The 24,968-nt window shown below is 61.8% G+C and carries 22 protein-coding genes and 1 tRNA gene; 9 read left to right on the forward strand and 14 right to left on the reverse strand.

Annotation, left to right across the window (positions count from 1 at the left end; translation table 11 throughout):
* Positions 1–95 precede the first annotated feature (95 nt).
* The 7 genes from deoD to HB860_RS16135 all read right to left on the reverse strand — a co-directional run bounded on the left by deoD (position 96) and on the right by HB860_RS16135 (position 7,324).
* Positions 96–809 (reverse strand): purine-nucleoside phosphorylase, encoded by a 714-nt coding sequence (deoD, locus tag HB860_RS16105; RefSeq protein WP_247627286.1) that lies wholly within the window; start codon positions 807–809, stop codon positions 96–98.
* 143 nt (positions 810–952) lie between these two features.
* Positions 953–2,161: a phosphopentomutase gene (locus HB860_RS16110; protein WP_025325642.1), complete on the reverse strand. Its 1,209-nt coding sequence runs from the start codon at positions 2,159–2,161 to the stop codon at positions 953–955.
* Positions 2,162–2,175: 14 nt separating this feature from the next.
* A complete protein-coding gene (deoA, locus tag HB860_RS16115) occupies positions 2,176–3,507 on the reverse strand; it encodes a thymidine phosphorylase (RefSeq protein WP_247627287.1) in 1,332 nt (443 codons plus the stop codon).
* 83 nt (positions 3,508–3,590) lie between these two features.
* Positions 3,591–4,364, reverse strand: a complete 774-nt coding sequence (deoC, locus tag HB860_RS16120) for a deoxyribose-phosphate aldolase (RefSeq protein WP_043128921.1) — start codon at positions 4,362–4,364, stop codon at positions 3,591–3,593.
* Positions 4,365–4,754: 390 nt separating this feature from the next.
* A complete protein-coding gene (locus HB860_RS16125; RefSeq protein ID WP_005332215.1) occupies positions 4,755–4,925 on the reverse strand; it encodes a XapX domain-containing protein in 171 nt (56 codons plus the stop codon).
* A 123-nt stretch (positions 4,926–5,048) separates the two neighbouring features.
* The gene (locus HB860_RS16130) at positions 5,049–6,323 is read right to left on the reverse strand and encodes a NupC/NupG family nucleoside CNT transporter (protein ID WP_139436905.1); all 1,275 of its coding nucleotides are present in this window, start codon (positions 6,321–6,323) and stop codon (positions 5,049–5,051) included.
* Between the two features lie 209 nt (positions 6,324–6,532).
* The gene (locus tag HB860_RS16135) at positions 6,533–7,324 is read right to left on the reverse strand and encodes a TatD family hydrolase (protein WP_247627288.1); all 792 of its coding nucleotides are present in this window, start codon (positions 7,322–7,324) and stop codon (positions 6,533–6,535) included.
* A 40-nt stretch (positions 7,325–7,364) separates the two neighbouring features.
* Here HB860_RS16135 and tppF point away from each other — a divergent pair, with 40 nt between their 5' ends.
* Positions 7,365–7,982, forward strand: coding sequence for a prepilin-type N-terminal cleavage/methylation domain-containing protein (gene tppF, locus HB860_RS16140; RefSeq protein WP_247627439.1), 618 nt, complete (start codon positions 7,365–7,367; stop codon positions 7,980–7,982).
* On the opposite strand, the gene HB860_RS16145 is transcribed toward tppF, so the two are convergent.
* The 4 genes from HB860_RS16145 to amt form a co-directional block, all read right to left on the reverse strand.
* Complete coding sequence (locus HB860_RS16145; protein WP_247627289.1) at positions 7,951–8,124, reverse strand: hypothetical protein; 174 nt, start codon at positions 8,122–8,124, stop codon at positions 7,951–7,953. The two genes, tppF and HB860_RS16145, sit on opposite strands and share 32 nt — an antisense overlap.
* 83 nt (positions 8,125–8,207) lie before the next feature.
* Entirely contained in the window at positions 8,208–8,717 is a 510-nt protein-coding gene (locus HB860_RS16150; RefSeq protein WP_247627440.1) for a GNAT family N-acetyltransferase, read from the reverse strand.
* A 214-nt stretch (positions 8,718–8,931) separates the two neighbouring features.
* Positions 8,932–10,284, reverse strand: a complete 1,353-nt coding sequence (gene rlmD, locus HB860_RS16155; protein WP_247627290.1) for a 23S rRNA (uracil(1939)-C(5))-methyltransferase RlmD — start codon at positions 10,282–10,284, stop codon at positions 8,932–8,934.
* 234 nt (positions 10,285–10,518) lie between these two features.
* Positions 10,519–11,946 (reverse strand): ammonium transporter, encoded by a 1,428-nt coding sequence (gene amt / locus HB860_RS16160; protein WP_139436913.1) that lies wholly within the window; start codon positions 11,944–11,946, stop codon positions 10,519–10,521.
* A 550-nt stretch (positions 11,947–12,496) separates the two neighbouring features.
* Here amt and HB860_RS16165 point away from each other — a divergent pair.
* Complete coding sequence (locus HB860_RS16165) at positions 12,497–12,865, forward strand: VOC family protein (RefSeq protein WP_139438663.1); 369 nt, start codon at positions 12,497–12,499, stop codon at positions 12,863–12,865.
* 122 nt (positions 12,866–12,987) lie between these two features.
* Here HB860_RS16165 and HB860_RS16170 read toward each other — a convergent pair.
* Positions 12,988–13,072 (reverse strand) — tRNA-Leu (locus tag HB860_RS16170).
* Positions 13,073–13,214: 142 nt separating this feature from the next.
* On the opposite strand from HB860_RS16170, the gene HB860_RS16175 reads away from it, so the two are divergent.
* Entirely contained in the window at positions 13,215–13,727 is a 513-nt protein-coding gene (locus tag HB860_RS16175) for an RDD family protein (RefSeq protein WP_247627291.1), read from the forward strand.
* A 71-nt stretch (positions 13,728–13,798) separates the two neighbouring features.
* Here HB860_RS16175 and lptG read toward each other — a convergent pair whose 3' ends face one another.
* Both lptG and lptF read right to left on the reverse strand, forming a co-directional pair.
* The gene (gene lptG / locus HB860_RS16180) at positions 13,799–14,869 is read right to left on the reverse strand and encodes an LPS export ABC transporter permease LptG (protein ID WP_202047455.1); all 1,071 of its coding nucleotides are present in this window, start codon (positions 14,867–14,869) and stop codon (positions 13,799–13,801) included.
* A gap of 135 nt (positions 14,870–15,004) precedes the next feature.
* Positions 15,005–16,117 carry an LPS export ABC transporter permease LptF gene (gene lptF / locus HB860_RS16185; protein ID WP_247627292.1) on the reverse strand — a complete coding sequence of 371 codons (1,113 nt, stop codon included), beginning with the start codon at positions 16,115–16,117 and terminating at the stop codon, positions 15,005–15,007.
* Positions 16,118–16,289: 172 nt separating this feature from the next.
* Between lptF and pepA the strand changes: the two genes are divergently transcribed.
* From pepA to pbpG, 6 genes are all read left to right on the forward strand, one after another.
* Positions 16,290–17,801 (forward strand): leucyl aminopeptidase, encoded by a 1,512-nt coding sequence (gene pepA, locus HB860_RS16190; RefSeq protein WP_041206455.1) that lies wholly within the window; start codon positions 16,290–16,292, stop codon positions 17,799–17,801.
* Positions 17,802–17,957: 156 nt separating this feature from the next.
* Complete coding sequence (locus HB860_RS16195) at positions 17,958–18,413, forward strand: DNA polymerase III subunit chi (protein ID WP_025325629.1); 456 nt, start codon at positions 17,958–17,960, stop codon at positions 18,411–18,413.
* A gap of 65 nt (positions 18,414–18,478) precedes the next feature.
* Positions 18,479–21,331 carry a valine--tRNA ligase gene (locus HB860_RS16200; RefSeq protein ID WP_247627293.1) on the forward strand — a complete coding sequence of 951 codons (2,853 nt, stop codon included), beginning with the start codon at positions 18,479–18,481 and terminating at the stop codon, positions 21,329–21,331.
* Between the two features lie 243 nt (positions 21,332–21,574).
* Complete coding sequence (locus HB860_RS16205) at positions 21,575–22,867, forward strand: hemolysin family protein (RefSeq protein ID WP_247627294.1); 1,293 nt, start codon at positions 21,575–21,577, stop codon at positions 22,865–22,867.
* An 18-nt stretch (positions 22,868–22,885) separates the two neighbouring features.
* On the forward strand, positions 22,886–23,551 hold the full coding sequence (locus HB860_RS16210; RefSeq protein ID WP_025325626.1) for a DedA family protein: 666 nt from the start codon (positions 22,886–22,888) through the stop codon (positions 23,549–23,551).
* A gap of 136 nt (positions 23,552–23,687) precedes the next feature.
* Complete coding sequence (gene pbpG, locus HB860_RS16215; protein WP_139438681.1) at positions 23,688–24,515, forward strand: D-alanyl-D-alanine endopeptidase; 828 nt, start codon at positions 23,688–23,690, stop codon at positions 24,513–24,515.
* The last annotated feature ends 453 nt before the right edge of the window (positions 24,516–24,968 follow it).

The raw sequence follows: 24,968 nt of genomic DNA on the forward strand, positions 1-24,968 counted from the left end.
ACGGCACAGCGGCCCTTCCGGGCTGACTCCCCAAATGAGGCATAAAAAAACGGCGACCCAGGGTCGCCGTTTTGCATGGAGCCGACGCCGCGGGATCAGTCGCCCAGCAGCACGGAGTTCAGTGCGATTTCGATCATGTCGTTGAAGGTCAGCTGACGCTCTTCGGAGGTGGTCTGCTCGCCGGTACGGATGTGATCGGAAACGGTGCAGATGGTCAGGGCACGGGCACCGTACTCTGCGGCCACGCCGTAGATGCCGGCGGCTTCCATCTCGACACCCAGGATGCCGTATTTTTCCATGACGTCAAACATGGAGGGGTCCGGGGTGTAGAACAGGTCGGCGGAGAAGATGTTGCCCACGCGCACCGGCGTGCCCTTGTTCTTGGCGGCCTGCACCGCATTGGCAACCAGGTCGAAGTCGGCGATGGCGGCGAAGTCGTGATCCTTGAAGCGCAGACGGTTGACCTTGGAGTCGGTGCAGGCACCCATGCCGATCACCACGTCACGCAGTTTCACGTCTTCACGCACGGCACCGCAGGAACCCACGCGGATCAGGGTCTTCACGCCGTAGTCGGTGATCAGCTCCTTGGCATAGATGGAGCAGGACGGGATGCCCATGCCGTGGCCCATGACGGAGATGCGACGGCCCTTGTAGGTACCGGTGAAGCCGAGCATGCTGCGCACGTCGCACACCTGCTCGACGTTCTCCAGGAAGGTCTCGGCGATGTACTTGGCACGCAGGGGGTCGCCCGGCATCAGCACTGTGTCAGCAAAGGCGCCATCTTTTGCATTGATATGAGGAGTTGCCATTCTCTTGATTCCTTCACACTAGGTTGAGTTTTATTGTTTTTAAAATTGCCCGCCACCTGAGTGGCAGGCGGGTCAGTTACAAAAAGCAGAGACCCTGCTGCAACCGGGCAGAGCGCACCTGAGATGCCGCCCTGCCCAGGGCATCAGAGGAAGCTGGTGCCGTATTGCAGCTTGGGCAGACCGTGGTAGGCCGCTATGCTCTGGCCGATGTCGGCGAAGGTCTCGCGACGGCCGACGGAGCCCGCCTTGACCGGCTTGCCATAGAACAGCACCGGGATGTATTCACGGGTGTGGTCGGTGCCGCTCCAGGTCGGATCGCAGCCGTGGTCGGCGGTCAGCACCACCACGTCGCCATCTTGCAGTATCTCGAACAGCTCCGGCAGGCGGGAGTCGAAATACTCAAGCGCATCGGCGTAGCCCTTGACGTCACGGCGGTGGCCGTAGGAGGAGTCGAAGTCCACGAAGTTGGTGAAGACGATGGTGTTGTCACCGGCCGCTTTCACCTCTTCCAGGGTTCTGTCCCACAGCTCGGTCAGGCCCGTGCCCTTCACCTGCTTGGTGATGCCCTGCTGGGCATAGATGTCGGCGATCTTGCCGATGGAGACCACCTGGCCCCCCGCATCCTTCATGTAGTCCAGCACGGTCGGTGCCGGCGGCAGCACCGAGTAGTCGTGACGGTTGCCGGTGCGCTTGAAGTTGCCCTTGCCGCTGCCCACGAACGGACGCGCGATGACGCGGCCTATGTTGTAGGGCTCCAGCAGCTCGCGCACTATGTGGCACAGCTCATAGAGCTTCTCGAGGCCGTAGGTCTCTTCGTGACAGGCGATCTGGAACACGGAGTCGGCAGAGGTGTAGAGAATGGGCTTGCCGGTACGCATGTGCTCTTCGCCCAAGTCATCCAGCACCTGGGTGCCGGAGGCGTGGCAGTTGCCGAGGTAACCCGGCAGACCCGCCTTCTCGACGATGGCGTCCAGCAGCTCCTGCGGGAAGCTGTTGTGGTGATCGTGGAAGTAACCCCACTCGAACAGCACGGGCACACCGGCGATCTCCCAGTGGCCGGACGGGGTGTCCTTGCCGGAGGAGAGCTCCTGGGCGAAGCCGTAGGCACCGACTACCTCGATATCTTTCTTCAAGCCAGCCGGGAAGTAGCCGGAAGCCTGCTCCCCCGCGTGGCCCAGGCCCAGCTTGTTGAGGTTGGGCAGGTTGAGGGCACCACGGCCTTCAATCTCACCGGCGGCGCAGGCCTTGGCGATATGGCCAAGGGTGTTGGCGCCCACATCTCCGAACTTCTCGGCATCGGCGGCAGCGCCAATACCGAAGGAGTCCATCATCAGAATAAAGGTACGTTTCATGGGTCTTCCCCTTGTTACAAATCGGCCAGACCGATGCGACGGTAAACCTCGGGCAGTGCCTCTGGTCGGGTGTCACCGATCTTGACGGCTGCCTGCACCATGCGGGCGGCCTCGGCAAATTGAGCTTCTGTCTGAGCGTGGATCAGCGCGAGCGGCTTGTCAGCCTCGACGCTCTGCCCCAGGCGGATAAAGTCGGTCAGACCGACCGCATAATCGAGTTTGTCCCCGGCGGCGCGGCGACCACCGCCCATGGCGACCACGGCCAGGCCCAGTTCGCGGGTATCCATGGCGGTCACGAAACCGCTCTGCGCCGCATACACGGGGCGCACTATGGCGGCCTTGGGCAGGTAAGCATCGTAACGCTCCATGAAGTCCGCCGGACCACCGAGGCCGGTCACCATGCGACCGAAGATCTCGGCGGCCTTGCCATTGTCCAGCACCCCCTGCAGCCTGGCACGGGCGTCCTGCTCGTTGCTGGCGAGACCCGCGGAGATCAGCATCTCAGCACACAGGGCCAGGGTCACTTCGTGGATGCGCGGGTTGCGGTACTCACCGGTCAGGTAGCGTACCGCCTCGCGCACTTCGACCGCGTTACCGGCACTGGAGGCCAGCACCTGGTTCATGTCGGTCAGCAGCGCCGAGGTGCGGCAGCCGGCACCGTTGGCCACGGCCACTATGCTCCTGGCCAGCTCTTCGGAGGCTTCAAAGGTCGGCATGAAGGCGCCGGAGCCCACTTTCACATCCATCACCAGGGCTTCGAGCCCGGAGGCGAGCTTCTTGGAGAGGATGGAGCCGGTGATCATGGCGATGGATTCGACGGTGGCCGTGATGTCACGCACAGCATAGATACGCTTGTCGGCCGGAGCGAGATCGCCGGTCTGGCCTATGATGGCCACACCCGCCTCTTTCACCACTTTCAGGAAGCGATCGTTGTCGACCGAGGTCTGGTAGCCGGGGATGGCATCCAGCTTGTCCAGGGTACCGCCGGTGTGGCCTAGACCGCGGCCGGAGATCATCGGCACGAAGCCGCCGCAGGCGGCGACCATGGGGCCCAGCATCAGGGAGACCACGTCACCCACGCCACCGGTGGAGTGCTTGTCGACGATGGGGCCACCCAGATTGAGGTGGTCCCAGGTCAGCACCATGCCGGAGTCGCGCATGGCACAGGTCAGGGCGACCCGCTCATCCATGGTCATGTCCTTGAAGTAGACCGCCATGGCCAGCGCCGCTATCTGCCCTTCGCCTATGGTGTTGTTGGTAATGCCCTGGACGAAGAATTGAATCTCTTGGGTACTGAGCGCTTCACCGTTGCGCTTCTTGCGAATAATTTCTTGAGGCAAAAACATCTTTCATTCCCTCCGTGCGCCTTGCACGAACACAGACCGAACAGGATCCGAAGAGGGGGCGGCGCACCGCCCCCTGTCACCGCTTAGTAACCGCTGGTATTGGCCGGCTTGTCGCCGTGGCCCAGGGTCGCCAGCAGGCTGGCCAGCAGGCTGGAGGCGCCGAAGCGGAAGGTGCGCGGGGAGACCCACTCCTTGCCCAGGATCTCTTCGGCCATGGCCAGGTACTGACCGGCAACGGCTGCGTCTTTCACGCCACCAGCAGGCTTGAAGCCGACTTTCGGGTTCTTGGCCTTGATCACTTCCATCATGATGCGGGCCGCTTCCGGGGTCGCATTGACCGGCACCTTGCCGGTGGAGGTCTTGATGAAGTCGGCACCGGCGTCGATGGAGATCTCGGAGGCGCGACGGATCAGCGCCTCTTCCTTCAACTCGCCGGTCTCGATGATCACTTTCAGCAGCGCCTTGTCGCCACAGGCTTCCTTACAAGCTTTGACCAGATCGAAGCCGACCTGTTCATTGCCTGCCATGAAGGCGCGGTACGGGAACACCACGTCCACTTCATCGGCACCGTAGGCGACCGCGGCGCGAGTCTCGGCCACGGCGATCTCGATGTCGTCGTTGCCGTGAGGGAAGTTGGTCACGGTGGCGATGCGCACGTCGGCGGCGCCGATCTCGCGCAGGGTCTTGCGAGCGATGGGGATGAAACGGGGGTAGATGCAGACGGCGGCGGTGAGGCCGGCCGGGGACTTGGCCTTGCGGCACAGGTCGATGACCTTCTGATCGGTGTCGTCATCGTTCAGGGTGGTCAGGTCCATCAGGTTCAGGGCGCGTTGGGCGGCCAGTTTCAGATCAGTCATGCTATGTCTCCAAAGTCTCGATAAGTCCCTCCACCCACGATCCGCCACCACCGAACACGCAGGATCGGCGAGGAGAGATCCCGGACGAACGGGATATGGAATTACAGCGCAAATGCACAGGCAATACGGCTGCAAATAAGGCAAGAGCCCTGTCACTTTCTTACAAAAGTGCGGACTTGGTTCCATGAAGACTTGAGAAAGGCCGACAACCGCAGACCCGACTTCCCAATCAATTCCATTTGACCGCCAACACCCACCTCATGTGGGCATTAGTCAATGCCAGCACCCTGCTGGCATCGCCTATTTCAGCCGAGATACCCCATGTTTGCAAGCCGGATTTGCCAATTTCAGAGGTACCTCACACCCGGCAAATCCAGCACTGGAAGGTGCTTAAGAGAAGAAGCGGGTCAGGATCCAGGAGTAGGCAATCCCCCCCAGATAGACCCCCACAATCCCCATTACCCCGGACAGTACGGGAGGTGCCGGGATCGGCAACTTGAGGAAAGAAAACAACACGCCAACGATAAAGCCGGCAGCAATCGCCAGTAGCACTTCATTCATAAAACCTCCGATTTGACTCATTTTATTATTAGTCTAGAAAGGAAAACGGTTGTCACCGCCCCAAACGAGAACGCCACAGCTTTTCGCTGTGGCGCTCGTTTCAACTTGTCTGTCAGACAAGCATTACATGGCTGTCAGTGCCAGGAAGAAGCCTGCGATGGTGGCAGACATCAGGTTGGACAGAGAGCCGGCCAGCACGGCCTTCAGGCCGAACTTGGCGATGGTGCCGCGACGGTTCGGTGCCATGGAGCCCAGACCACCCAGCAGGATGGCAACGGAGGACAGGTTGGCGAAGCCGCACAGGGCGAAGGAGATGATGGCCTTGGTGTGGTCGGACATGGCCACGCCGTTGATCAGCACTTCATCCTTCAGGTAGGGGGCGAAGTTCAGGTAAGCCACGAACTCGTTCACCACCAGCTTCTGACCGATGAAGGAACCGGCCACGACCGCTTCGCTCCAGGGCACACCGATCAGGAAGGCCAGTGGGGAGAACAGCCAGCCCAGCAGCAGCTCCAGGGAGAGCTCAGGCATGCCGAACCAGCCACCCACGCCGGAGAAGATGCCGTTGATCATGGCGATCAGACCGATGAAGGCCAGCAGCATGGCACCCACGTTCAGGGCCAGTTGCAGACCGGCGGAGGCACCGGCAGCGGCGGCGTCGATCACGTTGGCAGGCTTGTCGTCCAGATCGCCATCGGCGGAGTTCTCGTCGTAGCTCGGGGTCTCGGTTTCCGGTACCAGCAGCTTGGCGAACAGCAGACCACCCGGGGCAGCCATGAAGGAGGCGGCGATCAGGTATTCCATCTTGACGCCCATGGAGGCGTAACCGGCCAGCACGGAGCCGGCAACGGAGGCCAGGCCACCACACATGACGGCGAACAGCTCGGAGTCGGTCATCTTGGAGATGAAGGGACGCACCACCAGCGGGGCTTCAGTCTGGCCGACGAAGATGTTGGCAGTGGCAGACAGGGATTCGGTACGGGAGGTACCCAGCACCTTCTGCAGACCACCACCCAGCAGCTTGATCACCCACTGCATGATGCCGAGGTAATAAAGAACCGCGATCAGGGAAGAGAAGAAGATGATGACGGGCAGGACGCGGAAGGCGAAGATGAAACCACCGCCACCGAACACTTCGAACATCTTGTTGCTGACCAGACCACCGAACAGGAATTCGATGCCGTTCTGACCATAACCGATGACGCTGGAGACGGCGTCGGACACGCTCACCAGAATATCCCGACCAACCGGGACATACAGCACGAAGGCACCCAAGCCTGCCTGAATGGCAAAGGCACCGCCCACGGTACGAATTTTGATTGCCTTGCGATTGCTGGAGAACAGCACCGCGATAAGGATGAGCGTCGCCATCCCCACCAGACCCATTATCAGATTCATTATTAACACTTCCTCTTTAGTAGCACCTGCCAGCTTGTTAACGTTTTGTGTATGAAAGCCGCTAATCAAGGGTGCGCATTATACTAATTACGGTGCGACAAAATAGAATACTGGTCACATTTTATAAGCCTGAAATGGGCTGAACGTCGTTTAATTAGACCGCAAACGATTTTTATGGGTCCTGTTTTTTATCACACCGGCATCGATCGTTAATCAGCTGTTAAATCTATGGTCGCCCGCGGGAAAAGCCGCAGAGTGGATTCATGTAACACCGAAATAACATCCACCAGCGGTTGCTGCCGTAATTGCGCCAGCAACCGAGCTATGGTCGGCAGGCTGGCCGGGGTGTTCACCTCCCCCTGCTGGCCCTGAAGCGGCATGTCGGGGGCGTCGGTTTCCAGCAACAAGGCCTCCAGCGGCATGGCGCGGATCGCCTCCCGGGTCTTGTTGGCCCGCTCATAGCTGATGACTCCCCCGATCCCCAGCCTGAAGCCCAGTTGCCAGAACGCCTCGGCCTGATGCAGGGAGCCGCTGAAGGCGTGGATGACGCCCCCCCTCGCCGGTTTGAAGCGCCGCAGGATCTTGGCGACAGTGTCGTTGGCCCGCACCGAGTGGACGATGAGAGGCAGATCATGGGCCATGGCCAGCCTCACCTGCGCCTCGAACAGTTCAAGCTGCCCCTCCTGGGGCACCTGGGTGCGCAAGTCCAGCCCGCATTCGCCGATGGCCACCAGCCCCCTGGGTTTGCCCGCCAGCAGGGCCTCCAGCCTTGCCAGCGCCCCCTCCGTCTGGGCCCCCACATACCAGGGATGCACCCCCAGACCATAGCGAATGCCGTGATGGCGCTCGGCCAGCGCCATCACCCGCCCCCAGTTTTCCTCCCCCACGGCGGGGATGATATACTCCCCCACCCCCAGCTGGCGCCACTGGGCCAGCAATGCCTCCCGATCGTCATCGAACACCGGAAAATCGAGGTGGCAGTGGGTGTCTATCAGTTCCATGTCGCGCTTACCTGTTTGTCGTACTCAATGGGTTGATTCCATGCCAAAACACCTTTCCCACGGCTTTACCCTGCTAGAACTGGTGCTGGTCATCGTCGTGCTGGCCATACTCGCCGTCACCGCCCTGCCCCGCTTCATCAACATCCAGGACGATGCGCTAAAGAGCAGCGTCTCTGCGACCGCGGGCGGTTTTGCCAGCGCCGTGCAGCTCGCCCATGCTGGCTGGGCGGTCAAGGTGAAGGGGGAGCCGCTGGCACTCTATAACTTTAGCGGCATGGGCAAGCAGGATCTCGACATCAACCACTATGGCTGGCCAGTAGGGACCGATGAAAATCGACCTGGTATGGGGATTGACACCATTTTCCCTGGCGGAAAAAGCAATGAAATATCTGTCAACAGCAGAGCAGACTGCGAGCTTCTCTTCACCGGACTACTCGATACAGAACAAACAGTGGCGGATGAAGATAAAACAGGTGCCGAACCAGATTATATTTCGCAACTCATCCCTGCATACGATCAAACAGAGGCTGGAGGCCTAGAACACAGCAACTGCCGCTATACCCTGCGCGACTCCATTGGCCGCTTCCCGGCCTACCCTGAGGGTCTCTCTTTCGACTACAACAGCGTCAACGGCGCCGTGACGCGCAATGTTCAGTGAGGCCGTCTTCGCCCCTGTCCGAGGCTTTCTCGTCCTCATCATGACGCACCGGCGCGCAGCAGCGCCGGTTCTCCGGGATGAGTCCCCACTCCTGGCACCAGGCATCGTAGCGAGCCAGCCAACGCAGCAAAATCCCCTTCATGGGCCCCTCCTCGTCTCTATTATTCTCCCGCTACAGCCTGCCCCAATCGCGTGCGCCGAACCAGCCTCACGGGCCCAGCGGAGTCATGGGGCCGTGAGCGGCAACAGCAGCCCCATGCTGATCTCGTCGACATAGCCCTCGTCCAGCCGATACGCCTGCCGCCGCAGCCCCTCATCCAGAAAACCGCACTTGCGATAAAGTGAATGAGCCACCTCGTTATGGGCCATCACCCCCAGCTCCAGTCTGCTGATGCCGCACTCCGGCGCACTCGCGATCAGGGTACGCAGCAGCCGCTCGCCCCAGCCCTGGCCGCGCGCACTCGACCGCAATCCCATCACCACCAGGGCGCAGTGGCGGTTGCGCGCCAGGCCGCCACCGATGAGCACGGCAAACCCCTGCACCTCTTCGGCCAGCACCAGCAGCCACATGGCCTGATTGGGGACCGCCGCCATGGCCTCGAGCCGCTGGCGCTGCCCCTCGATATTTGAGGGGCGCTCCCCCGCCTCATAAAGCATGAAGCGGGTCTCCCGATCCAGCTGCCCAAAGAAGTGATCCAGCGCCGCCGCATCCTCCACGTCCGCCAAACGAATCATCACCCCGCTCTCCCTGCCTGGTTGTCATGCCGCTCCACGGCCATAAAAAAACGACTCCATTTGGAGTCGTTTTTATCAGAGCCATCTGGCTAATGCCATGCTCTCGTGGCACGGCAGCCCACTCAGCCTTGCGCCGGCAGGCTCAGACGGGCGACCACTTCCACGTGCATGGGATGGAGGAGGAAGATGTCAATCTCTCCACACCAATGTCCGATCAGGCTTGCGCCGGCAGGCTCAGGCGGGCGACCGCTTCCACGTGCATGGAGTGCGGGAACATGTCCACCGGCTGCACCTCGTCCAGCACGAAGCCCTGCTTGACCAGCCAGGCGAGATCCCGGGCCAGGGTCTGGGGGTTGCAGGAGACATAGACCAGACGGCGCGGCGCCATGGCGACCAGGGTCTGCAGCACCGCCTTGTCACAACCCTTGCGGGGCGGATCCATCACCACCACATCGGCGGTCACGCCCTGGGCGTGCAGCTCGGGCATCAGTTGCTCGGCCTTGCCCACGTGGAATTCGGTGTGCTCTATGCCGTTCAGCGCGGCGTTGCGGCGGGCGTCGCTGATGGCGCTCTCCACCGACTCTATGCCCACCACCTTGGCGGCCTTGCCAGCCAGGAACAGGGAGATGGTGCCGATGCCGCAATAGATGTCGAACACCGTCTCGTTGCCGGTCAGCTCGCTGTATTCCAGCGCCTTGGAGTAGAGCACATCGGTCTGGCTCGGATTGTTCTGGAAGAAGGAGAGGGGCGAGATCTCGAACGCGAGCTCGTGGATCTTGTCGCGGATCACCCCTTCCCCCAGCAGCACCCGGTTGCTCGTCCCCAGGATGCGGTTGGTGCGCTCGTCATTGATGTTCTGCACCAGCGTGGTGATGGGCAGATCCCTCAGGGCCGCCAGCAGTTCGGCCTCGAAGGGCAGCGCCTCGCCCAGGGTCACCAGCACCACCATCAGCTCGCCGCTCTTGAAGCCCTTGCGGGTCATCAGGTTGCGCACGCAGCCGGTGTGAGCCACCTCGTCATAGGCGGCGATGTCGTGCTCGCGCATCCAGCCGCGCACCCGGGCATTGAGCTCCACGTGCAGGGAGTCCTGCACCGCGCAGTCGTCGGCGGTGATGAGATCGTGGGAGTGCTTGCGATAGAAGCCGATCTCGGCGCCCGCCTCGCTGCCACGCACGGCGTACTGCGCCTTGTTGCGGTAGGCGAAGGGGCTGTCCATGCCGAGGATGGGGTTGACCTGGGTCTCACCCAGCCCGACCTGCTCCAGCGCGCTCTGCACCAGGGATTGTTTCAGCTTGAGCTGGGCCGGATAGGCCAGCGGGCGCACCTGGCAGCCGCCGCACTCGGTGTTGGGGCAGAAATCGGGAACCCTGTCGGCGGACGGCTGGGTCAGCTCGACCAGCTTGCCGTGCAGATAGTTCGGCTTGACCTCGGTCAACTCGACCAGCGCCTGCTCACCGGGCAGCAGACCCTCGACAAACAGGGGGCGATCGAACAGGCGACCCTTGCCATCCCCCTTGTCGGTCAGTTCCAGAATATCGATCTGATGTTGGTGTCCCACTAACGGCATGAGCGGCTCCGAAGGCATAGAAGAAAGGGTGGAAGCAGGGCTGACCCGGCTACCCCAAATAAAGGGTGGCAGAGTTTAGCGGAGATCCGGCCAAATTGCAGGCATAAAACATCCCTGGAAGGAAATAACGGCAGGCAGGATCAGAGCACGCTGGATGGGGGGCGCCTCATGGGGCGCCATAAAAAAACCGCCGGACAAGGCCGGCGGCAGGTGGTAAACGGGCGTCTGAGGGGATCACAGGCTGTAGGCTTTCTCCCCATGGCTGGTGACATCCAGCCCTTCCCGCTCGGCATCTTCCTTGACCCGCAGGCCAATCAGCAGATCCACCAGCTTGTAGGCCACGGCGGAGACCAGGGCAGTCCATGCCACCGTCACCAGCACACCTATGACCTGGATCTTCACCTGGGTCAGGATGGAGTAGCCCTCGGCCACCTGGTTGGTCACATAGTCCCACACCCCGGTGCCACCCAGATCCGGGCTGGCGAACACCCCGGTCAGCACGGCCCCCAGGATACCGCACACCCCGTGCAGGCCGAACACGTCCAGGCTGTCATCGGCCCCCAGCAGGCGCTTGAGGCCATGCACCCCCCACAGACCGGCCACACCGCTCAGCAGACCTATGATGAGGGCACCACCGACACCGACGAAACCGGCGGCAGGAGTGATGGCCACCAGGCCCGCTACCGCACCGGACACGGCACCCAGCAGGGAGGGACGACCCTTCATCACCCATTCGGCCAAGGTCCAGGAGAGCGCCGCACCCGCTGGCGCCAGCCAGGTGTTGACGAAGGCCAGGGCGGCCGTGCCGTTGGCTTCCAGCGCGGAGCCGGCGTTGAAGCCGAACCAGCCGAACCAGAGCAGGGCGGCCCCTATCATGGTCATGGTCAGGCTGTGGGGAGCCATGGGATCACGACCGTAGCCAACCCGCTTGCCCACCATGAAGGCACCGACCAGACCGGCGACCGCCGCGTTGATGTGCACCACAGTACCGCCGGCGAAATCGAGGGCGCCGTGCTGGAACAGATAGCCTGCGGTGGCACCGGCAGCCTCGGCGGCGGCGGCATCCGTGTAGGCATCCGGACCGGCCCAGTACCACACCATGTGCGCCATCGGAATGTAGGCGAAGGTGAACCAGATCACGGCGAACAGCAGCACGGCAGAGAACTTCATCCGCTCGGCGAAGGCACCGACGATGAGCCCGCAGGTGATGGCGGCAAAGGCCCCCTGGAACACCACATAGATGAACTCGCTGATCCCCACCCCCTTGCTGAAGGTGGCGGCGATCGACTCAGGCGTCACCCCGACCAGCAAGAGCTTGTCGAAGGAACCGTAGAAGGCCCCGCCCTCGGTGAAGGTCAGCGAATAGCCGTAGATGACCCAGAGCACGGTGATCAGGCAGAACAGGGTGAACACCTGCATCAGCACGCTCAGCATGTTCTTGGCGCGCACCAGGCCACCGTAGAACAGGGCCAGCCCCGGGATGGACATCAGGATCACCAGGGCGGACGCCAGCATCAGCCAGGTGTTGTCCCCCTTGTTGATGGTCACGGTCGCGGCAGCCTGCACCACCTCGGCCTGCGCGGCCACCTCTTCGGCCCAACCTGGGGCGGCCATGGTGGCGCTCAGCGCCAGCAGGCCAGTCATTACGAGTCTCTTGAACATACAGCCCTCTCCTTGTCGTCCCGGCACCCGGCCGGGTCCATTTCCTGATATGAATGTCAAACTTGGCCACTTGCACGCATCGTCACATCCAGCTTGCCCACCCCCTCGGGCATGACGCGGCGGGCTCTTCATGGCGACCTGGGTTATCTAAAGCATAAAGCAGGCCAAAAAATATAATCCTTTATTTTCAATTGCTTGACTTTGGTTACTCCATTTGATGCACCATATTGGCGCATCCTGCCCACTATCAGTAAGGGAGGCGCACTTCGGCTGTGCAGTGCCGGGCAACTGCACCAAGATGGCAACTGGGCGCCCAAACGGGGAGGATCCCGGGGCAACGGGGGCCCGTTTTGCCCTCGAGATCATTTATTGAACAAATGAAAGATGCGTTTGCATTAAATAATCAAATGATGACAGCGGGGGCGATTCACCCATCCGAGGGGAAGGAGGGGATCACAGAGGGGGATGCAGCGCCGGATCTGGCCTGCCCCCGATCTTTCGGGCCATACTGGCGCAACCAGGTTTGCCCTGTCACCCGAACGAGGAACCCATGCCCAATCTCACCGTGACCGAAATCAAGGCATTCGTGCCTGCCCGCGACTTCAGCCTCTCCAGGCAGTTCTATCAGGATCTCGGGTTCACCCTGGCCTCCGACGGCGACGGGGTGGCCTACTTCCATGTCGGGGAGGCGAGCTTCCTGCTGCAGGATCATTACCACGAGGCGCTGGCCGAGCACTTCATGATGCACATCCTGGTGGAGGACGTAAGCGCCTGGCGGGCCCAGGTGGAGGCGAGCCAGGTCGCCAGCCGCTACGGCGTCAAGGTGACCGAGATCGTCACCCAGCCCTGGCGCATGAAGGAGTTCTGCCTGTACGACCCCTCCGGCGTGCTGTGGCGCATCGCGCAGAATATCGACTGAGGATCCGAGGGTCTGAGGGTCTGAGGGTCTGAGGGTCTGAGGGTCTGAGGGGACAAGTATCGAGACCACCCGGAAAAACAAAAGGCCATCCGCGAGGATGGCCTTTTGTCATGGAATCTGAATGGTGCCCGGGGTCGGACTCGAACCGACACGTCTTGCAACGGCGGATTTTGAATCCGCTGCGTCTACCGATTTCGCCACCCGGGCAACTGCGAGGGATTATACGAATGGCGTTTTGGCATGCAAGGTGTTTTTCTTGCGCGGCCGTCGTTTGCTCAATTATTCAACGCCTTGCCGATGTTCGGCCAGTTACATAGAATGCCCGCATCATATTAATGGAATAATCATCATGGCCAAGCGCAAGACCCCCTCCTCTCTCCAGCCTCCCCCCCAGCACCCTTCGGCCGGCCTGCTGCGGCGCCTGGGTGCCCTGCTCTATGACTACCTGGTGGTCATCGCCTTGCTGATCATCGCCGGTTTCATCGGCATGGGAGTGGCGCAACTGCTGCTGGCCACCGGGATGGCGACAGTCCCCGAGGGCAAGGATGCGGCCTGGCTGCTGACCAGCCCTCTCTACAGCGCCTGGCTCGCCCTGGTGATCTGCGGCTTCTACACCTGGTTCTGGACCCGTGCCGGCCAGACCATAGGCATGCGCGCCTGGCGTCTGCGCATCCAGAATCTGGACGGCAGCAACATTCGCATCACCCAGGCCCTGATCCGGCTCGCGACCTCGGCCTTCGGCCTCGGCAACCTGATGTGCGTGTTCAATCGCGAGCGGCCCCGCGCCTTCCAGGACATCTGGGCCGAGTGTGAAGTGGTGGTACTGAGCAAGCAGGAGAACCTGGAGCAGCTGAACAAGTGACCTGGTGAGTACGAGATGAGAAACAAGAAGGGCACCCAGTGGGTGCCCTTCTTGTTGGCCAATACAGGCCGCTACTGCTTGCGGCTCAGGATATAGAAGGAGATGCCGCCGAACAGCAGGCTGGGCGCAACGGCGGCCAGAATGGGCGGCACCGCATACACCAGGCTGACCGGGCCGAACACCCGATCGCTCACATAGACCGCGAAGCCGGTCATGATCCCCATCAGCATCCGGGCCCCCATGCTCACCGAGCGCAGCGGGCCGAAGATGAAGGAGGAGGCGAGCAAGATCATGGCCACCACAGAGAGCGGCGACAGCAGCTTGCGCCACATCTCCAGCTTGTAGCGCCCGGCATCCTGCTTGTTGGCATCCAGATAGCCGATGTAGTCCCGCAGTCCCGAGATGGGCAGGTTCTCGGGATCTATGCTCACCACCCCCAGCTGCTTGGGGGTCAGCTCGGACTGCCACGCCATCTCGGCATGTTTCTCGTCCAGGATCTGCTTGGGATCGTCGAAACGGGTGATGTGCACCTGCTTGAGCAGCCAGTGATGCTGCTCGAACACCCCCTCCTGCGCCTGGACCACGTCGATCAGGTTGCGGGACGGGGTGAAACGATACAGGGTGATGCCGGTCAGGGCGCCGTCGTTGCGCACTCCGTTGATGTTGACGAAGTTGTTGCCATCCCGCGCCCAGACCCCGTAGGCCGAGACGGTGAGTCGCCCTTCCGACATGGCACCCGCCTTGATGTCATCCGCCATCCGCTTGGCGGCCGGGGCTACGTACTCGCCCATCAGGCCCACCAGCAGCATCAGGGGGATAGCCGTCTTGAGCGCCGCCATGACGATGCTGATCTTGGAGCGGCCCGCCGCCTGCATCACCACCAGCTCCGAGCTGGTGGCCAGCTGGCCGAGACCGATGAGGCCACCCAGCAAGGCGGCCAGCGGGAAGAAGAGCACCGCCTCCTTGGGCATGGAGAGCAGCACGAAATAGAGGGCATTGAGCATGTCGTAGTTGCCCTCCCCCACGGCTTTCAACTGCTCCACATACTTGATGAGCGCCGCCAGCCCGACCAGGGTCAGTTCGCACAGCAGGATCGACATGAAGATGACCCTGCCGATATATCTATCGAGAATGCCAAACATCAGCCGAGCCCCCTATCTTGTCGCTTCATGCTGATTTCTCCTGCAATACGGTGCACCAGATCGGCATCAAAAATGACCCGACTGTCATGTCTATCGAGAATGCCAAACATCAGCAGAGACTCCCAGGTTGCAGCATCATGCTGACTTGCCTTTGACAAAGTGACTCTTGACCCCGTTCCACCAGCTGGTGCCCTGCAGGTTGAGCGGCAGCCCGATCAGCAGCAGATAGACCAGTGGCACCAGGAACATGCCGGGCCAGTGGGGCAGACGCCCGCTGTCGATGGCCGACCGGGCGGCGCTGAGCAGCAGGAAATAGGAGAGATAGAGCAGTATGGCCGGCAGCAGCTTGGCGTAACGCCCCTGCCGCGGGTTGACCCTGGCCAGCGGCACCACCAGGAAGGTGAGCACCAGGATGGAGAGGGGCAGCGACAAACGCCACTGCAACTCGGCCATCAGCTGGTTGCTCTGGGTACCGAGCAGCTCCAGGGTCGGCTTGGCCGCCGCCTTGCGGTTGGAGCGCTCCATCTCCTGCTGACGGATCACCAGGCTGTATTCGCTGAAATCAGAGACCTGGAACTGCTTGCCGGTGAACTGGCCCTCGTAACGGGAGCCATCCTTCAGGGTCAGCCACTGCAGGCCGTTGCTGTCGGCGGTCACCTGTCCCTCGTTGGCCACCACCACGGAAGGGGGCGAGCCCCCTTCGGCCCGCTGCAGCACGAAGATCTTCTGCAACTCGGAGCCCTTGTCATTCAGATCCTGGATGTAGGCCACCAGACGCCCCTTGTCGAGCTCCATGAAACGACCGGCCTGCAGGAAGGAGATACCGGGATCGGCCTTGAACTCGTCGATCACCTGGTACTCGCGCTCCTTGGCCTGGGGGGCTATCCAGCCGGTGTTGAAGACCGCCACGGCGGCCGTCAGCAGGGCCAGCAGCAGGGCGCTGCCCATCACGAAGCGGTGGCTGAAGCCCACCGCATGCATCACCGTCATCTCGCTTTCCGCATACAAACGACCGTGAGCAAACAGAATGGCTAAAAACAGACTGATAGGCAGCATCAACAGGGCCATATTCGGCAGGTTGAGCAGCAAGAGGGTGGAAACCAGGCGCGTCGGCACCTCGCCATCGGCGGCATCGCCAATGATCTGGATAAATTGCTGGCTGACGAAGATAAGCAGCAGTACGAACAGCACCGCCAGCTGGGTTTTCAGGGTCTCCCTGAACAAATATCGGAAAACGATCACAGTCATTCCCAAGTAAACTTGTGTTTTTAGTCGAATGCCTGAAAAATAGGGCCCTATATTGGATTTTTACCAGTTTGAACTGCGGAGCCTGTGGCTGTTCGCTCCGCCTCTGATACCCCAACAAGCACCGCATTATTCAATAAATGGTGCCTTTTGTCTTTAGGATGTAGGAGATTCCATGGAGTTCAGTGTAAAGAGTGGCAGTCCTGAGAAGCAACGCAGCGCCTGCGTCGTGGTCGGCGTATTTGAGCCTCGCCGCCTCTCTCCGGTTGCCGAACAGCTGGACAAGATCAGCGACGGCTACCTCAGCTCGCTGCTGCGCCGCGGCGATCTGGAAGGCAAACCAGGCCAGATGCTGTTGCTGCATCAAGTACCGGGCGTGCTCAGCGAGCGCGTGCTGCTGGTCGGTTGCGGCAAGGAGCGGGAACTCGACGAACGCCAGTACAAGCAGATCATCAACAAGACCATCACCACCCTGAACGAGACAGGCTCCATGGAGGCTGTCTGCTTCCTGACCGAGCTGCACGTCAAGGGTCGGGATACCTACTGGAAGGTGCGTCAGGCGGTGGAAACCACCAAGGCGGGCCTCTACAGCTTCGATCAGTTCAAGACCAACAAGGCCGAGCCACGCCGCCCGTTGCGCAAGCTGGTCTTCAACGTGCCGACCCGTCGGGAACTGACCATAGGCGAGCGCGCCATCACCCACGGCCTGGCCGTGGCCAAAGGGGTGCGCATCTGCCGCGACGTGGCGAACATGCCGCCCAACGTCTGCAATCCGGCCTACCTCGCCTCCCAGGCCCGCCGTCTGGCGGATGCCTATGACAACATCACCACCAAGGTGATCGGCGAGCAGGAGATGGCCGAACTCGGCATGAACTCCTATCTGGCGGTGGCCCGCGGCTCCGAGAACGAAGCCATGATGGCCATCATAGAGTACAAGGGCAACGCCGACGCCAAGCCCATAGTGCTGGTGGGCAAGGGGCTGACCTTCGACTCCGGCGGCATCTCCATCAAGCCGGCGGACGGCATGGACGAGATGAAGTACGACATGGGCGGCGCCGCCTCCGTGCTCGGCACCATGCATGCCCTGGCCCAGTTGCAGCTGCCCATCAACGTCATCGGCGTGCTGGCAGGCTGCGAGAACATGCCGGGCGGCAACGCCTATCGCCCAGGTGACATCCTCACCACCATGTCCGGCCAGACCGTCGAGGTGCTCAACACCGACGCCGAGGGTCGCCTGGTGCTGTGCGATGCCCTCACCTATGTGGACCGCTACGATCCCGAGACCGTGATCGACGTGGCGACCCTGACCGGCGCCTGCATCATCGCCCTGGGTCACCACACCTCGGGTCTGCTGGCGAACCACAACCCTTTGGCCCACGAGCTGCTCAACGCCTCCGAGCAGGCCGGTGACCGCGCCTGGCGTCTGCCCCTGTTCGACGAGTATCAGGAGCAGCTGGAGAGCCCGTTTGCGGACATGGCCAACATCGGCGGCCGTCCGGCCGGCACCATCACGGCCGCCGCCTTCCTGTCGCGCTTCACCAAGAAGTACAACTGGGCCCACCTGGATATCGCAGGGACCGCCTGGAAGAGCGGCAAGGATAAAGGCTCCACCGGTCGCCCCGTGCCGCTGCTCACCCAGTTCCTGCTCAATCGAGCCGGCGTGGCGGACGTCGAAGACAAGGAGTAACCCCTCTCTTCGGATGCCCGCATCAGGGGAGTGGTACCACAAGGAAGAGGCTCGCCTCTTCCTTGTTTCATTGAGAGAATCCGGGAAGACCGTGCCTGGCACGGCGCCCTGCAGACGGCCAATCGCTGTCCGTCACAGCCAAACGGGACCAACCTGATGAGCCAAGTGACCTTTTACCTGATGAGTGAGCCGGACGACGCTCAGGCGTCTGCGGTCGAGCGCCTCGCCTGCCAGCTGGCAGCCGATGGCTGGAGTGCCGGCCACCTCTATCTGTTTTGCAACGACGAGGCTCAGGCCCTGCGCCTGGACGAGCTGCTGTGGCAACTGCCGCCGGATCGTTTCGTGCCGCACCAGTTGCAGGGGGAGAGCGGCCAGGCCCCGGTGGAGATAGGCCATCAGCCACCGAAGCGGCGCTATGCCCGCCTCATCAACCTGGCCGAGCAGACACCTTTGTTTGCAGGACACTTCGCTCAAGTGGTAGATTTTGTCCCCACTGACGAAACGCAAAAGCAGCAAGCCCGCGAGCGCTACAAGCACTATCGCCAGGCGGGCCACACCCTCGAGATGAGGGATCAGCCCGTCCTTGCCGCACCGGATCCGGCGCAGCCCTGACTGCGCCACCTTCGATCCACGACGACCCAACACCAGACTCCATCCATCCAGAATACGGCGAGACCATGGAAAAGACTTTTAATCACAACGCCATCGAACAGGCGCTCTATCAGCACTGGGAAGCCCAGGGTTACTTCAAGCCCCACGGCGACACCAGCAAAGACTCCTTCTGCATCATGATCCCGCCGCCGAACGTCACCGGCAGCCTGCACATGGGTCACGCCTTCCAGCAGACCCTGATGGACACCCTGATCCGCTACAACCGCATGCAGGGCAAGAACACCCTGTGGCAGGCGGGTACCGACCATGCCGGTATCGCCACCCAGATGGTGGTTGAGCGCAAGATCGCCGCCGAAGAGGGCAAGACCCGTCACGACTACGGCCGTGATGCCTTCATCGACAAGATCTGGCAGTGGAAGGAAGAGTCCGGCGGCACCATCACCCGCCAGATGCGTCGTCTGGGCGACTCCGTGGATTGGGAGCGCGAGCGCTTCACCATGGATGAGGGCCTCTCGAGCGCCGTCCAGGAAGTGTTCGTGCGTCTCTACGAAGATGGCCTGATGTACCGCGGCAAGCGTCTGGTGAACTGGGATCCCAAGCTCAACACCGCCATCTCCGACCTGGAAGTGGAAAACCGCGAGATCAAGGGCCACATGTGGCACCTGCGCTATCCCCTGGCCAACGGCGCCAAGACTGCCGAGGGCCAGGATCACCTGATCGTCGCCACCACCCGTCCGGAGACCATGCTGGGCGATACCGCCGTGGCAGTGAACCCGGAAGACCCGCGCTACAAGGCGCTGATCGGCCAGCACATACTGCTGCCGCTGGTGAACCGCCTGATCCCCATCGTCGCCGACGAACACGCCGACATGGAGAAGGGCACCGGCTGCGTGAAGATCACCCCGGCTCACGACTTCAACGACAACGAAGTGGGCAAGCGCCACAACCTGCCGATGATCAACATCTTCACCCTGGACGCCCACGTGCGCGCCGAGGCCGAAGTGGTCGACACCAACGGCAACCCCAGCACCGCCTATGACGCCGCCCTGCCGACCGAGTTCGCCGGCATGGAGCGCTTCGCCGCCCGCAAGGCCATCGTCGCCAAGCTGGACGAGCTGGGGCTGCTGGCCGAGATCAAGGATCACGTGCTGCAGCAGCCCTACGGCGATCGCGGCGGCGTGCCCATCGAGCCCATGCTGACCGACCAGTGGTACGTGCGCGTGGCGCCCATGGCCAAGACCGCCATCGAGGCGGTGGAAGATGGCCGCATCCAGTTCGTGCCGAAACAGTACGAAAACATGTACTTCTCCTGGATGCGCGACATTCAGGACTGGTGCGTCTCCCGTCAGCTGTGGTGGGGCCACCGCATCCCGGCCTGGTATGACGACGCCGGCAACGTCTACGTGGGCCGTGACGAGGCGGAAGTGCGTGCCAAGCACAGCATCCCGTCCGTGACCGTGCTGCGTCAGGACGAAGACGTGCTCGACACCTGGTTCAGCTCCGCTCTGTGGACCTTCTCCACCCTGGGCTGGCCGAACAACACAGAGGCGCTCAAGACCTTTCACCCGACCGACGTGCTGATGAGCGGCTTCGACATCATCTTCTTCTGGATTGCCCGGATGATCATGATGACCATGCACTTCATCAAGGACGAGAACGGCCAGCCGCAGGTCCCGTTCAAGACCGTCTACATCACAGGCCTTATCCGTGACGAAGAAGGCCAGAAGATGTCCAAGTCCAAGGGCAACGTGCTGGACCCCCTCGACATGATCGACGGCATCTCCCTGGAAGATCTGCTGGAGAAGCGCACCGGCAACATGATGCAGCCGCAGATGGCCGAGAAGATCGGCAAGCGCACCGCCAAGCAGTTCCCGGAAGGGATCGAGGCCCACGGTACCGACGCCCTGCGCTTCACCCTGGCGGCGCTGGCCTCTACAGGTCGTGACATCAACTGGGACATGAAGCGCCTGGATGGCTACAACAACTTCTGCAACAAGCTGTGGAACGCCTCCCGCTATGTGCTGATGAACACCGAGGATCAGGATTGCGGCCTGCACGGCGGCGAGATGCAGTTCAGCCTGGCGGATCGCTGGATCCAGTCCCAGCTGCAGCTGGCCATCCGTGACTTCCGTACCGCGCTCGATACCTACCGCTTCGATATCGCGGCAGGCGTCTTGTACGAATTTATCTGGAACCAGTTCTGCGACTGGTATCTGGAGCTGACCAAGCCGGTGCTGGGCAAGGGCTCGGAGGCCGAGCAGCGCGCCACCCGTCACACGCTCGTGACTGTTTTGGAGACCCTGCTGCGTCTGGCGCATCCCATCATCCCCTTCATCACCGAGACCATCTGGAAGTCGGTGGCCCCGCTGACCGGTGTCAACGCCGACACCATCATGCTGCAGGCCTTCCCGGAGTTCGATGCCGCCAAGGTAGACGAAGCCGCCATGGCGGATCAGGAGTGGGTGAAGGAGTTCATCGTCGGCATCCGCAACATCCGCGCCGAGATGAACGTGGCGCCGAGCGTGGCCCTCAACGTGCTGCTCAAGTGCGATGGCAAGGATAGCCAGCGTGCCGGTGACAACGAGGCCTTCCTCAAGTCCCTGGCCCGTATGGAGTCCATCCGCGTGCTTGGCGAAGGTGAAGTCGCCCCCCTGTCGGTGAAGAAGCTGATCGGTGCCACCGAGCTGATGATCCCGATGGCGGGCCTCATCGACAAGGAGGCCGAACTGGCCCGTCTGGCCAAAGAGGTCGCCAAGCTGGTCGGCGAGTGCGGTCGCATCGAAGGCAAGCTCGGCAACGAGGCCTTCGTCGCCAAGGCGCCGGAAGCCGTCATCGCCAAGGAGCGCGAGAAGCTGGAAGATTACCGTCTCCAGCTGACCAAGCTGGAAGCCCAGCAGGCCGAGATCGCCGCCCTTTAAGTGCCCCTCCCGAGCGCAAAAAGCCCCCGTCTATCGGGGGCTTTTCATTTTCCGCCCCCGGATGGCAAGCCCGCTTGTATCGTGCAGCAACCAGCATGACGACGACGCCGTGAGGGGCTCACGCCCCCTTGCAGCGGGAGAAATTGAAAAATTCACGGGCCAAATCACCTCCTTTCACAAGCGCTGCGCCCGCAAATTCATTACACTGCCAGCGATCTTTTCTACCGGGAGTGCTGCTGCAGTATGGAAATATTGATCCTGCTTGGATTGATTTTGCTCAATGGCGTCTTCGCCATGTCGGAAATCGCCATCGTCACCGCACGCAAGGCCCGTCTCAGCAAGATGGCCAGCGAGGGAAGCCGCTCTGCCGCCATCGCCCTCAAGCTGGGGGAGAATCCGACCCATTTCCTCTCCGCCGTCCAGATCGGCATCACCAGCATAGGCCTGCTCAACGGCATCTATGGCGAGTCCCTGCTTGCCCAGCCCTTCGCACAGTGGTTGCAGGAGTGGGGCCTCCCTCCCAAGAGCAGCAGCCTGATCGCCACCGTGATCGTCGTGGTGCTGGTGACCTACCTCTCCATCGTGGTGGGGGAACTGGTGCCCAAGCGCCTCGGTCAGCTCAATGCCGAGCGCATTGCCTGCCTGGTGGCCCGCCCCATGCTCTGGCTGGCGACCCTGACCCGCCCCTTCGTCTGGCTGCTCTCTGCCTCCACCAACGCCAGCCTGCGTCTGCTGCGGGTCGATCAGAACAACAGCAACAACGTCACCCAGGAGGAGATCCACGCCATGCTGGTGGAAGGCTCCGAGGCCGGGATCATCGAGGATCACGAGCACACCATGTTGCGGAACGTGTTCCGCCTCGACGAACGCAGCCTCTCCTCCCTGATGGTGCCCCGCAGCGACATCCGCTATCTGGATCTCTCCCTGCCGCTCGAGACCAACCTGCAGCGCCTGGTGGAGTATCGCCACAGTTTCTTCCCGGTCTGTGACGGCAGCCTCTCTGATCTGGTGGGCATCCTCAACGTCAGCAAGGTGCTGCACGCCTACATCAAGGGGGAGCCCATCGATCTGGCGGCCCTGACCCAGGACGGCAGCCTGTTGCCGGAGACCCTCAACGGCCTGGAGCTGCTCAACCACTTCCGCGCCCACGCCGAGCACATGGTGCTGGTGGTGGATGAATACGGCGAGCTGCAGGGGCTGGTCACCCAGCAGGATCTGCTGGAAACCCTGGCGGGCGACTTCCAGCAGGAAGACGGGGAGGACAACTGGGCCTTCCAGCGTGCCGATGGCAGCTGGCTGCTCGACGGCCTGATCCCGCTGCCGGAATTGAAGGACTGTCTGGAACTGGTTCGCCTGCCGGAAGAAGAAAAACATCACTATCACACCCTCGGAGGGCTTATCATGCTGCTCCTTGGCCGCCTTCCCCAGACCGGAGACCTGGTCACCCTGGAACAGTGGCAACTGGAAATCGTGGATATGGACGGCCTGCGCATCGACAAGGTGCTTGCCATGCCCTTGACCGACCAACCCAGCTAACCTGCGGAGTTTGCATGTATGGAGCAGTTTTACCACCTGGCTCACGCCTTCATTAATCAGGATCTGGCGACCCTGTCCGACCCCAAGATGGTCTTCATGGTCTACATAGTCCTGCTGACCTTCCTGGTGCTGGAAAATGGCTTCATCCCGACCGCCTTCCTGCCCGGTGACACCCTGCTGATCCTGACCGGCGTGCTCATCTATCAAGGGGTACTGCCGCTCGCCGTCATCCCGCTGCTGATCCTGGCGACCTTCGTCGGCACCTGGCTCGGCTACATGCAGGGGCGCTTCCTCGGCCACACCCAGATGTACCACAGGCTGATGTCCCACCTGGATGAGAAGCACAAGGAGAAGGTGCACTACCTGCTCAACAAGTACGGCATCATCACCCTGATCACCGCCCGCTATATCGCCTTCGTGCGCACCGCCTACCCCTACATAGTCGGCGCCAACGAGATACCCCAGGGCCGCTTCCTGGTGGTCAACCTCATCAGCTCCATCATGTGGATCTGCCCCCTGGTCGGGCTGGGTTACTACCTGAGCCACACCAAGCTGGCCGCGCAGTATGAGTCCCAGTTCCTCAGCATCATCCTCTGCCTGCCCCTGGTGCTGCTGGTCGGCGGCTTGATAGCGCTGGTCTGGCGCTGGCTGAGCAAACGCAAGGTCCACGTCTCCAGGGACTGAGAGAAATCACAGGGGTCGCCGAGAGGCGGCCCTTTTTTATGGAAATAGTGGCGAATTCCGCCCTCCCGCTCTTGTAAAGCGAGGGCAAAAATGAGTGAATCTAGCGCCTTTTTTCGCTGTGGATGGAGTCGGTTGTATGGGGTGTCGGATTCGCGCAATCGCGCTGGTATGTGGATTGATGGGACTGCTCGGATCGCAGGCAGCCCTGGCGGCGCCCAACCCGGCCAAGCTGCAACTGAAATCAGGCAGTGCCCTGGTGATGGACATCAACACGGGCAAGACCCTCTATCAGAAGAACCCTGCCCAGGTGCGCCCCATCGCCTCCCTCACCAAGCTGATGACGGCCCTGGTGGTGCTGGATGCCCGCCAGAACCTCAATCAGACCCTGACCATAGATCAGAACGACAGGGACAACCTCAAGCACACCTACTCCCGGGTGCGCATGGGCACCAAGGTGAGCCGCCGTGACGCCCTGCACCTGGCGCTGATGTCCTCCGAGAATCGCATGGCCTCTGCCCTCGCCCGCCACTATCCGGGTGGCCGCTCGGCCTTCATTCGCGCCATGAACAACAAGGCCAGACAGCTTGGCATGCGCAACAGCCGTTTCTACGACTCCACCGGCCTGTCGACCCGCAACGTCTCCACCGCCCGGGATCTGGCCAGGCTCATCGCCGCCGCCTATCGCCAGCCGCTGATCCGCCAGTTCACCCAAGACACCAACAAGGAGATGCGCTTCAGCACCCCCGCCTACAGCCTGATGTTCAACAACACCAATCCCCTGGTGAAGAACCCGGACTGGGACGTGCGACTCTCCAAGACCGGCTACACCGACGAGGCGGGCCGCTGCCTGCTGATGCGTGCCAAGCCGGACCGTCAGGAGCTCGCCATAGTGCTGCTCAACTCCGTGGGCAAACGCACCCCCATCGGCGATGCCAACCGCATTCGCAAATGGCTGAAAAGCTGACCCTCTCCACGAAGACAAGAAAGGATGCCTCGGCATCCTTTTTGTTTGCCCGCCAAAAGCTGCTGTCGGCCGCCAGGGCGCGCAACGTCCAGAGCCTGGGGTCATGCCGCCCTCGTGGTGCCAACGAGCACAGAGCGTACCTGCAGCAGCGCCTGTGAGCAGCTGGAGGTGGCATGGGGCTGGGATGACAAGACGCCGAGTGGCAGGGTCTGGTTCCGGATAGGGGGAAGGTAGGACGAAGACAGGGAGTGATGTGGTGGACACGACAAGGGTCGTTCAATGCGGCGGCACATCGATCGCCATCAGGGCAGCAGAGCCCCACGACCGGGAATGGCGCCCATAAAAAAACAGCCCCGACTGACGTCGAGGCTGTCTGTATGGTGCGCCCGAGAGGATTCGAACCTCTGACCACCTGGTTCGTAGCCAGGTACTCTATCCAGCTGAGCTACGGGC

This window comes from Aeromonas genomosp. paramedia, from assembly GCF_023093515.1.
In the GTDB taxonomy this organism is placed as follows: Bacteria; Pseudomonadota; Gammaproteobacteria; order Enterobacterales; family Aeromonadaceae; genus Aeromonas.